A 12,069-nucleotide genomic window follows, 5' to 3' on the forward strand; every position below is an offset into this window, starting at 1 on the left:
CGGCCACTGCCATGGCCTAGCTCTTCTTGGACGCCATGTAGCGTCCGACCAGTTCGTTGATCTTGGCGTCGATCGCCGCGCGCTCCAGCACGACGCCGCCATCGGCCCATTCGATGCGGCAGTCGCCGGTCGCGATCTCCGGCTCGGCGAGGATGACGAGACGTCCCTCGAAGCCGCTCTGTCTGGCGAGCTTCTCGATCTTCTCGCGAGCCTGCTCATACAGCGCATCGTTGATGCGCAGCACCAGATGCGGCGTGGCCACGAGATGCGCGAAGCAGTCGTGCACCAGGCCGGTGATCTCGCCGAGCGGCTCGGCGTCGATCAGCGCGGCGCAGAGCTTGCGGGCGACGGCGACCGCGACGTCGACGGCTTCGGTCTCCATCCGTTGCTCGATGCCGGCGTAACGCGCGGCGATGCCTTGGAGATGGATGTTGATCTGCTCCAGCGCGGCAGCGACGCGACGGTCGGCCTCGACCTTGGCTTCGCGCTGCGCCGCTTCGTAGCCGTTGCGGTAAGCGGCGGCTTCGGCGGCTGCGACCTTCTGCGCGATCTCTGCGGCCGAGGCGCCGCGTTCCCGCGTCTTCTCCGGCGCGGCAAAGTCGGTATCGAACAGGAACTTCGCAGGCTGAGCCATCAATACACCAGTTCGTCGTCGGCGCGGTTCTTGCTGAGCATGATCTCGCCCTTGGCGGCGAGGTCCTTGGCGAGATTGACGAGCAGGGCCTGCGCCTCGTCGACGTCGCGCAGGCGCACCGGTCCCATCGCGGCCATGTCGTCCTGCAGCATCTTGGCGGCGCGGGACGACATGTTGCCGAAGAAGAAGTTGCGCACCTCCTCGTTGGCGCTCTTGAGCGCCACGCCGAGCTTGTCCTTGTCGACGTTGCGCAGCAGCGTCTGGGCGGAGGCGGAGTCGAGCTTGATCAGGTCGTCGAAGGTGAACATCAGCGCCTTGATGCGCTCGGCCGACTCCCGGTTTTCTTCTTCGAGAGAGGTGATGAAGCGGGTCTCGGTCTGGCGGTCGAAATTGTTGAAGATCTCGGCCATGACCTCGTGGGCGTCGCGGCGGCGGGTCTGCGACAGGTTCGACATGAACTCGACGCGCAAGGTCTGCTCGACCCGCTCGATGACTTCCTTCTGGACGGCTTCCATGCGCAGCATCCGGCCGATGACGTCGAGCGCCATGTCCTCGGGCAGGATCGCCAGCACGCGGGCGGCGTGCTCCGGCTTCAGCTTGGACAGCACCACCGCGATGGTCTGCGGATATTCGTTCTTCAAGTAATTGGCGAGAACCTCTTCCTGAACGTTGGAGAGCTTCTCCCACATGTTGCGTCCGGCGGGGCCGCGGATCTCGTCCATGATGCCGGAGACGCGCTCCGACGGCAGGTACTGCTGCAGCAGCCGCTCGGTGGCGTCGAAATTGCCCATCAGCGCGCCCGACGCCGACATCCGCGAGACGAATTCGAGCATCAGGTCCTCGACGACGTCGGCTTCGACCGTTCCGAGCGTGGACATCGCCAGCGACAATTCACGCACCTCGTCGTCGTCGAGCTGCTGCCAGATCTTGCCGCCATACTGCTCGCCGAGCGCCAGCATCATCACGGCGGCGCGCTTGGGGCCGCTCAGCGGCTCGGTCTTCTCACGCTGCGCCTGACGGCTCGCCAGCGTCGCGATGACGGTGGAGATGTCGGCGGTGTTGGCGTTGGCGTTCTGGGTCTGCGGAAGCGACATGGCGGTCTACGTTCGATTCGGTTGCGACGGTTCAGATGGAGCGGATCATTGCTGCGCCGGCTCGGCGAGCCACTGGCGGATGATGGAGGCGGCTTCGCCCGGGTTGCGGTCCGCCAACTCACCGACCCTGTGGACCGATTGGGCGTGGACCTGGCCCTGAACCTGGGCGACGTCGATCATGGTGGCGGTCTGCTGGGCGTGGGCGACCTGCGCCTGGGTCTCGTCGGTGATCGCCGGCACGCCGGTCAGGGCTGCGATTTCCTCGGTGGCGATGATCTTCTTCACCAGCGGCCGCACCACCATGAACACCACCACGATCCCGAGCAGCATCATCACCGCGAGCTCGATGACGTACATCACGTCATCCTTGGTGAAGTGGAGCATGCCGAGGAAGCCGGTGGGCTCGTTGATCTGCGGCACGGTGGGAGCGTCGGCGAATTTCAGGTTGACGACCTCGACCTGGTCGCCGCGCTTCTGGTCGAAGCCGATCGCGGAGCGGACCAGGGCCGCGATGCGGTCGAGCTCTTCCTTGCTGCGCTCCTTGTAGACCAGATCACCCTTCTCGTTCTTGGAGTAGGCGCCGTCGACCAGCACCGCGACCGAGATGCGGTTGACCCGTCCTGCCTCGGTGACTTCGGTCTTGGTGGTCCGGGAGATCTCGTAATTGTTGGTCTCTTCGGTCTTCTTGCTCTGGTCCTTGGGCTGCTGCGGCGGCTGGTTCTGCTGATTGCCGGGCAGCTCGTTGTTGACCGTGACCTGACCATTGCTCTCCGACGTCGCCGACTGCTCTTCGCGGGTTTGGCTCGACCGGAGCACGCGGCCTTCCGGGTCGTAGCGGTCGGAGGTCTGGGTGATGCGGTTGAAGTCGAAATCGGCCGAGAGCTGCACCCGGGCCCGGCCCGATCCGACCACCGAGGACACGATGTCCTCGACCTGCTTGCGCATTCGTTTTTCGAAGGCGTTGCGGCGCTCGTCCCCGACCTGCTGGTCGATGTCGGTCTGGGTGCCGTCGGCGAGCAGCTGTCCGGCCTCGTCGACGATCGACACCCGCTGCGGCTTCAGGCCGTTGACGGCTGACGCAACGAGGTGGCGGATGGCGCGGATCTGGTTGGCCTCGAGGGCGCCGCGCACGCGCACGACGATCGAGGCCGACGGCTCCGGTGTCTCGCGCGAGAACAGCGGCCGCTCCGGTAGGACGAGATGGACGCGCGCGGCCTGGACGCGGTCGATGGCGCGGATGGTGCGGGCGAGCTCGCCCTCCAGCGCGCGCAGATGATTGATGTTCTGGACGAAGCTCGTGGTGCCCAGCGCGTCCGACTTGTCGAAGATCTCGTAGCCGACGCCGCCGCCTTTCGGCAGGCCGCCCTCGGCGAGCTTCATGCGCAGCCGGGTCACCTTGTCCTTCGGGACCAGGATGACGCTGCCTTCGTTGCGGATCTCGAACGCAATGCCCTGGCGCTCCAGATCCTTGATGATGCTGGAGGAGTCATCCATGCTCAGGTCGGTGAACAGGGTGGTCATCTGCGGCGCCGTCACCCGCATGATGACGAAGCCGAAGAAGCCGACCAATGCAGCCGTCACCGCCACCATGGCGGTGAGCCGCGCGGCGCCCAAACCCTTCAGGAAGTCCAAGAGACCTTGCAAGCAACTGCCCCATAGTTCGGCATTCGACGGGTGGCTGCTGAAGGGAGTGATTTGAGCTTCGCGGGCCTTTACGGCCGGTTGCAGAGATCGCGAAATTCAATCCTTAAACCTTCACCGACACCCGCATTCCAGGTGGCGATCCGATGCCAGCCTCTGCGCCCGTCGTCAGGGACACGTCGCGGAGGTTGAATCGAACCACTGGGCAATTATTGCCTATGGGAAGGTTTCGATATGGTTAACGATCGTTAAAGGGTCCTAACAAAGTGGCGACATGCAAAAAATCGGCTTGGCAGGGCCAAGCCGATTTTCGAAGAAAGCCTGTCGCGTCGTTAACGCTTTATTGGCGATATTGCTGAATTCGGGTGGTGCGCAGTCCGGCGAGACCATGCTGGTCGATCGAGAACTGCCACGACAGGAATTCGTCGACGGTCAGGGTGTAGCGGCTGCACGCCTCTTCGAGGGACAATAATCCGCCGCGAACGGCGGCAACGACTTCAGCCTTGCGGCGTATGACCCACCTCTTGGTGCCTGGCGCAGGCAAATCCGCGATGGTGAGCGGGCTGCCGTCAGGCCCGATGACGTATTTCACCCTCGGGCGATGGGGTTCTGTCATGGCGTACTCACAAACTCTTAACCACTGAACTCACGGTAAGACCCTACGCCGCCTCGCTTAAAATTTGCCTAAGCAAAGGGCTGGAATCCGGCGCTTGGAGCCAACGCCGCCGCTCCCGGCGGCTGAAAGCCCCGAGAGCGAGATCGTGGTAAATGATGGGTTAAGAGTTTCCAGCGGTTACGCCGGTGTCTCGCCATCCCGGCGGAGCTTGATGCTCAAGCTCAGCTGGAAGCGTATCCGTCGTCTTAAGATCGGGGCAGGGCGTTAAGGCCTAGTTAACGATCCGCTGGATCTGGTTGACCGTGTAGGTCTGGCCGCCGATCGACAGCATCGGCGGCTGCTGGGTCAGGTCGACCGATGACACGGTGCCCTGGACCTGCGTCGAGACCGCTACCGGATTGCCTGAGCTGTCCTTGGCGGTGATCTGGAGCTTATATTGGCCATCCGGCCATTGCGTGCCGTCGCTGCCCTGGCCGTTCCAGACATAGGGCTGGTTGTCGCCGGCCGTGCCGTTATAGGTGCCGCTGAAGACGGTCTGGCCGACGCTGTTGGTGATCGTCGCCGTCATCGTGCAATCCTTGGGAATGCTGACGTTCCAGTTCGCCTTGCCGCTGGCGAGCGCCGTGGTCGAGCCGTTGACGACAGCGGTCTTGCCGACGAAGGCGAGCGCCTGCGTCGCCTGCGTCGTCTGCTGCATGGTGAGCAGCGAGGCCAGCTGGTCGTTGGTCTTGAGCTGCTGCTCGACACCTGCGAACTGCACCAGCTGCTGGGTGAACTGGTTGGTATCCAGCGGATCGAGCGGGTTCTGGTTCTGCAACTGTGTCGTCAGCAGCGTCAGGAACGTCTGGAAGTTGCCCGCGATGGTCGATCCCGCGGTCGTGCCCATGCTGCCGCTGGACGTGGTGTTGGTGGTCTTGGTCGTGCCAGAGACCGCCGGGGGTGCCGTGATTGCGTCGCCGATTGCCATGGAAGCCTCCTGTTAAACCCTGATATCGACGCCGCCCTGCGCGCCGAACATCCGTCCATAGGATCGTCCGGCGAGCTGGACCGGGACGTTTTCGTCCTCGGCCACGATCAGGCGTTGAGAGTTGCCATTCTGTTGGTAGTCGCCGCCGTTCTGGCTGGACGAGTTCTGGTCGCGGAGCGAGAATTGCAGCCCGCTATTGTTGCTCTTGAGACCGGCGTCCTGCAGCGCCTGCTGCAGTTGCGGCGCAGTCTGCTGCAGCATTGCCAGCGTCTCCGGCTTCTCCACACGCAGATGCGAGGTCACCTGACCATTGCGGTCGACATCGATGCGGACGTCGATGCGGCCGAGCTCGGCCGGGTCCAGCCTGATCTCGAAGCGGCTCTTGCCGTTGAGGGCTGAGGCCGCGATCTCCACGGCAAGCCCGTGCAGCGGCACGCTGGCGGTCGTCGCAGCGGTCGCGGTGAGGTTGGCCGAGGTGATCTGGCTGGTCGAGGCGGTTGGAGTCGACAGCTGCGGCTGCAGCGCGGCTGCGGCCTGCGCGGAGGGATCGGAGACCGGCACGTTGGTCTGGGCGTTGGCTTGCGGCGCGCCGCGCTCATGGGGTGACGGGGCAGGGGCGGTGTTGCCCTTGGCCTCGAGCTCGCCGCTCTCCGGCTTGGCGGAGACGGCAGGCTGTTGCGCAAGGCCGGCGGCTTGCGTCTGCGGATGAGCTCCTTGCGTCGGGGCATTGCCCTGATCGGCGGTTTTGCCGACCTCACCAGTGGCAAGCCCGGTCTTCGTCTGAGTCGTGGCCTTGCCCGTCGGCTTGGTGCCGCCCGGCGTGGTGGACTCGAGCGCGGCCGTGAAAGTCTGATCGGATGTCGCCGTGGGGTCGGTCGCGGCCGTCGTCGCGGCGTCTGCGCCGGTCGTGGGGCTGGTTTCGCCCGTCGTCTTGGTGGCACCGGCTGTCTTGGCCGCCGCGGCCATCAGGCCGGCATTGGCATCAACCGAACCGATCTGACCGGCGGTCCCAACCGCTCCAGCCGGAGTCGGCGTAGGGGACGCCCCGCCGCCGTCAGCCGCCACGGGACCGGTGGCAGGGTTGGCGAGCGCGGCTTCGGATGGAATGGCGACGGCCACCGGGGCCGGCACGGTGGCCTGATCTGTGGTGACGGCTTGCGCAGCCGCCGTCGCGTCGGCCCCGGGCTTATCGCCGTCCTTCTTGTCGGTGGCCTTTCCGTCGGTGCCGTCCGTCGTGTCGGTGGTGCTCTTGGCCGACTTGTCGGCGGTGGTGTCAGAGGTCGCGTCCGATCCGGCCTTGTCGGTGCGTGATGGGCCGTCGTCGGCATTGTCCGAAGAACTGGCAGCAGACTTTGCCTGGCTGGAGCGATCCGCATCGCTGCTGCGACCGATGTCGCGGCTCGGCGCGGCGTTGCCTGCGCGAGGCGCCGGGGTGGACGAAGGCAGGGACGATGGCGACGGCTCCGGCGGCGTCGCGGCGTCGACCAGCGCCGAGAAGCTGTCGGACACCTGCGAGGCATCCTGACGGGGCTGTTTCGGCGCCGTGGACTTGAGAGCCGGGCTGGCCTGGATGTCTGACGTGACGCTGAACACCTTGGAACCTCTCGCGATGAAACTCGACGTGCCAATTCAGCAAGGAGCGGGCCAAGGCGCCGCGCGTAAAAATGATAATATATTTCAGTTGTTTAAAGGAGCGACCGAGATGCAGCGCCGGCGCAAGCCCCCCGCCATTTCTGCCCGGCCGGCAAGATTTGCCGCCGGACCCTGCGGCCGGCGCGATTGCTTCGCAGGAAGTGCACCTATATTAAAGACCAATGCTTCTCGTGTTGTTGCCGACCGGGAGACCGCGTCCGGACATCGCTGGGAGCAAGCCATCCGCAAAGACGGCACATGCGCGGCGTTCCCGTGCCGGGAACCCGTAGCCTGATGCCGCGATCGCAGTGACCTGACCATGCTCAACAGTCTCGATCTCGAAGGCCGTCCAGAGGACACCAGGGTCGTCGTCGCCATGTCCGGCGGCGTGGACTCGTCGGTCACGGCTGCGCTGTTGAAGTCGCAAGGTTACGACGTCGTCGGCATCACCCTGCAGCTCTACGATCATGGCGCCGCGACGCATCGCAAGGGCGCCTGCTGCGCCGGCCAGGACATTCACGACGCCCGCAATGTGGCCGAGCGGCTCGGCATCCCGCATTATGTGCTGGACTACGAGGATCGCTTCCGCGAGTCGGTGATCGACAATTTCGCCGCGAGCTACGCCTCGGGCGAGACCCCGGTGCCGTGCATCGAGTGCAATCGCGCCATCAAGTTCGGCGATCTCCTGAAGACCGCGCGCGAACTCGGCGCTCAGGTGCTGGCGACAGGACATTATGTGGCCTCGCGCCGGCTGCCGGACGGGTCGCGCGCGCTCACCTGCGCGGCGGACGCCGATCGCGACCAGAGCTACTTCCTGTTCGCGACCACGCGCGAGCAGCTCGATTATCTGCGCTTCCCGCTCGGCGACATGACCAAGCCGGAGGTGCGCGAGCTGGCGCGGCGCTTCGGGCTGGAGGTCGCCGACAAGCACGACAGCCAGGACATCTGCTTCGTGCCGACCGGCCGCTACACCGACATCATCGGCAAGCTGCGTCCGAACGCCATGGAGCCCGGCGAGATCGTCGATCTCAATGGCCGTGTGCTCGGCACGCATCAGGGTATCGCCAACTACACGATCGGCCAGCGCAAGGGCCTCGGCATCGCCGCCGGCGCGCCGCTCTACGTGGTGAAGCTGGACGTCGCGACCCGTCGCATCGTTGTCGGCCCGCGCGAGGCGCTGCGCACGCATCGCATCACGCTGCGCGAGGTCAACTGGATCGGCGACGGCGGGCTGGATGCAGCCGTGCGCGACGGCCTCGAGCTGTTCGTGCGCGTGCGCTCGACCCGGGCGCCGCAGCCGGCCTGGCTGCGTGGCGCCGACGGCAACTATGAGGTCGAGCTCGTTGGCGGCGAGGAGGGCGTCTCGCCCGGACAGGCCTGCGTGTTCTATGATGCCGCCTCGGGCCGCGCCCGCGTGCTCGGCGGCGGGTTCATCCAGAGCGCCGTTGCGGAGAGCAGCGGCCTCAGCGGCCATACCAGGCCGCAGCGCGTGGCCGAGTCGGTCCGCGGCTGATCAGCATTCATCATTCAGGGCAGAGGCATGGGGGACATCGACCGCGCGGGGGTCGAAAAGGCCTACGAGCGCTGGGCGCCGATCTATGATCTGGTGTTCGGCAAGGTCTTCGATCAGGGGCGCCAATCGACCATCGCTGAAGCCGATCGCATCGGCGGCCGCATTCTCGACGTCGGCGTCGGCACCGGCCTGTCGCTGTCGGACTATGCGCGCACGACGAAGATCTGCGGCGTCGACATCTCCGAGCCGATGCTGCGGCGGGCGCAGGCGCGCGTCCGCGAGCTGAAGCTGTTCAACGTCGAGACGCTCGCGGTAATGGACGCGAAGCACCTCGCCTTTCCCAATGATTTCTTCGACGCCGTGGTCGCGCAATACGTCATTACCGCGGTGCCGGATCCCGAAGCCACGCTCGATGATTTCGTCCGTGTGCTGAAACCGGGTGGCGAGCTGATCCTGGTGAACCATATCGGCGCGGAAAGCGGACCGCGTCGTCTCTTCGAGCTCGCCTTTGCGCCGATCGCGCGCCGGCTCGGCTGGCGGCCGGAGTTCCCCTGGGCGCGGCTGGTGAACTGGGCCGCCAAGCATGGCGGCGTCACGCTCGCCGAACGCCGGCCGATGCCGCCGCTCGGACACTTCTCGCTGATCCGCTATCGCAAGGGCTGATCGTCGCCAGCCCCTGGCGCGGTTCGCCGCAGGGGCGTCGGGCCGGGAACGCGAAGGCGGGGTTCGCGTTGCTCCGCCATGAGCATCAGACAAGCCTTGTTCCTCTCTTTCGTGCTGGCATCGGCCACCACTCTGGCTCATGCCCAGGCGCCCCCGACACCGGCCACGCCGCCGCAGGTGACTGCGCCGGCGCCGAACGCGAATGCGGCCTGCGCGCCGAATGCGCGGGCGACGCCGACGCCGGATGGCATCACGACCGGCCGCGCCGGCGAACCGCTCGGTGAAAAGCTCGCCAAGACCAACGGCGTGCTGTGCCCGCCGAGCGGCGTGGATCCCGAGATGCACGCGCCGACCCCCGAGGGCGGAACGACTCCGGTCATCCCACCGCCGGGCAGCCCCGGTGGCAATCCAAACGTGCAGCCGAAGTAAGGTCGAAGGAACCGGGCGCGCCGCGCAGACGATCCGCTCTGCAGCGCGCTCGCGCACCGTCTAAAGCATGATCCGGAAAAGTGCGCAGCGGTTTTCCGAAAGATCATGCGCAAACAATAGCCTAAAGCGCGATGACGATTCATCCTGATCTCATCGCGCTTTAGTCTAAAGGGTTGAGTCCGGCCCATAAATTCGACCGGCACGAAAACCGTGACAGCCAGCGAGGTTTGCTTGACAGGGCAGGGAACGGCTCCTTATATGCCGCCCGTTCACAAGGTTTTCGCCGCGCTCATTGACCGGCCACCCTTGATGGAATGCCGTGGCGGGGTAGCTCAGCTGGTTAGAGCACGGGAATCATAATCCTGGGGTCGGGGGTTCGAGTCCCTCCCCCGCTACCATATTTCCCCACACTCCTTTCGATCTGCGAAAAGCGACCTCCGGCGGAGCCCGTCTCAGCGGCCATCGCGGCTGTCACTTCGGAGCCGCGAACAGGCTCTTGAGGAAATCGGCGGCGCCTGCCGATTTGGACGGGTCGGGCGGCGTCGCTTCTGCGGTCGAGTTTTCAGCGGGGCGCGCCAAGTGAACGTGGCCTGTCTTCATGCGCCCATGAGTTTGCGCGACACGCCGGCCACGGCGTGGCGAGCCGCCCTCGACGGTAATCGTGATCTTCTTCGACATCAGCGGCGGATCGAAGTTGAAGTGCATTCCGTCGCCCATCACGAGCTGCAGCGTGTGCTTGCCCGGAGGCAGTTCGATCAGGGCCTCCGTCTCGCCTCCGCCGTAGTGAAGGTGCTTCTTGTCCTGCGGAATCGGCTCACCGGGGCTGATGTGCTCGTCATTGTCGATCAGGAGATGATGGTGGCCGGTGTTTGAAAAGCTGTCGCCGGCATGGGTCACGCCCATGTTGCGCAGCCCGAAGCGGCACCAGAACGGGCTCTTCACCGTGTCGCCATCGGTGGGAGAAATGAAGTAGACGTAGGCGTCCTTGGGCGCGCTCTTGCTCTGTGCCCACGCGTGAAGCGGCACGAGGGCCAGCGCTGCGGCGACGGCGGCGCGTGCGACGCTCGCAACTGATGCATGATGGGATCGTCGCCAGAACGTCAGAGCGAATCGTGGCGCCGGTCGCGCCGATGTCTTGCTTCCCACAACACTCTACTCACAAACTTTTACAAATAACGAGCCATACGGCCGATCAATGAATCGAACCAAGCGCGGCGAAATTGAGGTTCCGCTCAGTCCTCGCGAACGATTCCCGATAAGAATTTGACTAAAGAGGAGCACAGAACGCGCTTTGCGGTAATTTCAAACAGCAGGTCAGCTCCGGCTGAGCCGAAATTTGGCCCGGCTAAGGACGAGGCCAGCCGGCATGGGCTCCAATTCTGGCGTTAGCATCACAGCGAAAGCGCGACGCGGAAACCGTGGGTGGGGTATCTGATCCGCCCATCATAGCGATCACGGCTTCCGCTGCGGGCGTAGCTCGCGTCCTTCTTCCACGAGCCCGAGCGAATGACACGGACGTAGCTCTGCTCCTCCATCCATGCCGAGCCGTCGGACGGCGCGCCCTGATAGTTCTTGTGCCAGCTGTCGGCGACCCATTGGTCGACGCTGCCGCCCATGTCGAACAGGCCGAATGGATTGGCCTGGAAGTATCCGACTTTCATCAGTTGTGGCGCCGCGCCGGCATCGTTGCAGCCGCTGCAATTGGCCGTTCCGGGGCGCATCTGGTCGCCCCACCAGAACTTCGTTGTCGTCCCCCCGCGCGCTGCATATTCCCATTCGGCTTCGGTCGGAAGGCGGAACGGCTTGCCCACGGTGCGCGACAGCCAAGCGAGATAGGCCCCGGCGTCCTCGTAGCTCACATTGGTGACGGGGTTGTCGTCCGGACCGCTGGTGACGTCGGCGCACGCTTTGTCGGCGACGCATTCCTTCCATTCGCCGATCGTGACCGGGTATTTGCCGAGCGCAAACGGCTTGATCGTGACGCGATGGACCGGCTGTTCGGAGCTCTCGGTGCCGCCCATTGCAAAGCTGCCGCCCGGAATCATGACGACGTCAGGCAGGCGGATCTTCGCCTCCGGATCTGGCGCGGGCGGCGAAGCTTGCGCTGGCGCGGCCTCCGCAACGAGGGTCACGTCGGGGATTTGCGTTGCTGGCGGATTGTCCGTCGGAGCGTCGGAAGGCGCCTCTCGTGACACCGCCGGGGGAGGGGCGGCCGCGACTGAAACGGCCTGCTCCATCGCGGCGCGCAGGGGAGGAGCAACGCGTGGAGGCCCCGAGGATGAGACCGACTTTTCAGCCGTTTGCGGCAGCGTCGCGGTCGACGCGACCGGCTCTCGCAACAGCATGAAGGAGCCGCCTACGGCTGCAAGAAGCAATGCGCCGACGCCTGCCGCCACAGCGATCGGGATCAGCGAGCGGCGCTCCGCGCTGGCCGCGGCCTCGCGAAGCCGCGCGGCCAGTCTCGCCTGCCCGTGCGCCTGCCACATGTCCGCTTGGCTGCGAGCCTCGTTCGGTGTGTAGTGAGCGACAGAGACGCCAGGAATGCTGCAGACCACTCGCCGTGCTTCACCCCGGCTGGGCGCGGTCAGCTCGACCTCGGCGCGATCGCATCGTTCGGCGAGCGACTGCTGGAGAGGGCCGCACATCATCAGCAGGAGTCCGCGATCGGACTTGGTTCTGCGCTCCTGGATGTCGGGACACGAGATCTGCGCAGAAAGATCATGGAAGCCCGGCGCGCGCAGTGCGCTCAGCGCGACCTGCACGACGCGACCACACCGGCCACAAGGCACGGGATAAGTCATGGTGGCCGGCGGACGCTCGTGCCCGTCGCGGGCAGGGGCCCGTGGCGGCTCGAGGGTGTCGATCCTCATCATCATGTGC

The 12,069-nt window shown here is 65.3% G+C and carries 11 protein-coding genes and 1 tRNA gene; 4 read left to right on the plus strand and 8 right to left on the minus strand.

The genetic code is table 11. The annotated features are described in order from the left end of the window. Positions 1-16: 16 nt before the first annotated feature. The 6 genes from BRAD285_RS04615 to BRAD285_RS04645 form a co-directional block, all read right to left on the minus strand. A complete protein-coding gene (locus BRAD285_RS04615) occupies positions 17-634 on the minus strand; it encodes a FliH/SctL family protein (protein WP_006614921.1) in 618 nt (205 codons plus the stop codon). Further along, on the minus strand, positions 634-1,728 hold the full coding sequence (gene fliG, locus BRAD285_RS04620; RefSeq protein WP_006614920.1) for a flagellar motor switch protein FliG: 1,095 nt from the start codon (positions 1,726-1,728) through the stop codon (positions 634-636). Before fliG ends, BRAD285_RS04615 begins: the two co-directional genes overlap by 1 nt. A 45-nt stretch (positions 1,729-1,773) precedes the next feature. Then, positions 1,774-3,372, minus strand: a complete 1,599-nt coding sequence (gene fliF / locus BRAD285_RS04625; RefSeq protein ID WP_006614919.1) for a flagellar basal-body MS-ring/collar protein FliF — start codon at positions 3,370-3,372, stop codon at positions 1,774-1,776. A gap of 337 nt (positions 3,373-3,709) precedes the next feature. Then, complete coding sequence (locus BRAD285_RS04630; RefSeq protein WP_002714638.1) at positions 3,710-3,985, minus strand: DUF1153 domain-containing protein; 276 nt, start codon at positions 3,983-3,985, stop codon at positions 3,710-3,712. A gap of 271 nt (positions 3,986-4,256) precedes the next feature. Beyond that, complete coding sequence (locus BRAD285_RS04640; protein WP_006614918.1) at positions 4,257-4,952, minus strand: flagellar hook assembly protein FlgD; 696 nt, start codon at positions 4,950-4,952, stop codon at positions 4,257-4,259. A 12-nt stretch (positions 4,953-4,964) separates the two neighbouring features. Further along, positions 4,965-6,545 carry a flagellar hook-length control protein FliK gene (locus tag BRAD285_RS04645; protein ID WP_006614917.1) on the minus strand — a complete coding sequence of 527 codons (1,581 nt, stop codon included), beginning with the start codon at positions 6,543-6,545 and terminating at the stop codon, positions 4,965-4,967. A 358-nt stretch (positions 6,546-6,903) separates the two neighbouring features. Between BRAD285_RS04645 and mnmA the strand changes: the two genes are divergently transcribed. From mnmA to BRAD285_RS04665, 4 genes are all read left to right on the plus strand, one after another. Further along, complete coding sequence (gene mnmA, locus BRAD285_RS04650) at positions 6,904-8,097, plus strand: tRNA 2-thiouridine(34) synthase MnmA (protein WP_006614916.1); 1,194 nt, start codon at positions 6,904-6,906, stop codon at positions 8,095-8,097. A gap of 27 nt (positions 8,098-8,124) precedes the next feature. Continuing rightward, a complete protein-coding gene (locus tag BRAD285_RS04655; protein ID WP_006614915.1) occupies positions 8,125-8,760 on the plus strand; it encodes a class I SAM-dependent methyltransferase in 636 nt (211 codons plus the stop codon). A 78-nt stretch (positions 8,761-8,838) separates the two neighbouring features. Then, complete coding sequence (locus BRAD285_RS04660) at positions 8,839-9,189, plus strand: hypothetical protein (protein ID WP_006614914.1); 351 nt, start codon at positions 8,839-8,841, stop codon at positions 9,187-9,189. 321 nt (positions 9,190-9,510) lie between these two features. Beyond that, positions 9,511-9,587: transfer RNA gene (locus tag BRAD285_RS04665), tRNA-Met, on the plus strand. A 73-nt stretch (positions 9,588-9,660) separates the two neighbouring features. Here the strand turns inward: BRAD285_RS04665 and BRAD285_RS04670 are convergent. Then, positions 9,661-10,224 carry a DUF4399 domain-containing protein gene (locus tag BRAD285_RS04670; RefSeq protein WP_035648561.1) on the minus strand — a complete coding sequence of 188 codons (564 nt, stop codon included), beginning with the start codon at positions 10,222-10,224 and terminating at the stop codon, positions 9,661-9,663. A gap of 356 nt (positions 10,225-10,580) precedes the next feature. Next, positions 10,581-12,059 carry a formylglycine-generating enzyme family protein gene (locus BRAD285_RS04675; protein ID WP_006614939.1) on the minus strand — a complete coding sequence of 493 codons (1,479 nt, stop codon included), beginning with the start codon at positions 12,057-12,059 and terminating at the stop codon, positions 10,581-10,583. Positions 12,060-12,069 lie beyond the last annotated feature (10 nt).

Origin of the sequence: Bradyrhizobium sp. ORS 285, assembly GCF_900176205.1 — a bacterium.
GTDB lineage: Bacteria > Pseudomonadota > Alphaproteobacteria > Rhizobiales > Xanthobacteraceae > Bradyrhizobium.

Coding starts and splice junctions, on each gene's coding strand:
- BRAD285_RS04615 (WP_006614921.1), bottom strand. CDS start 634: ATGGCTCAGCCTGCGAAGTTCCTGTTCGATACCGACTTTGCCGCGCCG.
- fliG (WP_006614920.1), bottom strand. CDS start 1,728: ATGTCGCTTCCGCAGACCCAGAACGCCAACGCCAACACCGCCGACATC.
- BRAD285_RS04630 (WP_002714638.1), bottom strand. CDS start 3,985: ATGACAGAACCCCATCGCCCGAGGGTGAAATACGTCATCGGGCCTGAC.
- BRAD285_RS04640 (WP_006614918.1), bottom strand. CDS start 4,952: ATGGCAATCGGCGACGCAATCACGGCACCCCCGGCGGTCTCTGGCACG.
- mnmA (WP_006614916.1), top strand. CDS start 6,904: ATGCTCAACAGTCTCGATCTCGAAGGCCGTCCAGAGGACACCAGGGTC.
- BRAD285_RS04655 (WP_006614915.1), top strand. CDS start 8,125: ATGGGGGACATCGACCGCGCGGGGGTCGAAAAGGCCTACGAGCGCTGG.
- BRAD285_RS04660 (WP_006614914.1), top strand. CDS start 8,839: ATGAGCATCAGACAAGCCTTGTTCCTCTCTTTCGTGCTGGCATCGGCC.
- BRAD285_RS04675 (WP_006614939.1), bottom strand. CDS start 12,059: ATGAGGATCGACACCCTCGAGCCGCCACGGGCCCCTGCCCGCGACGGG.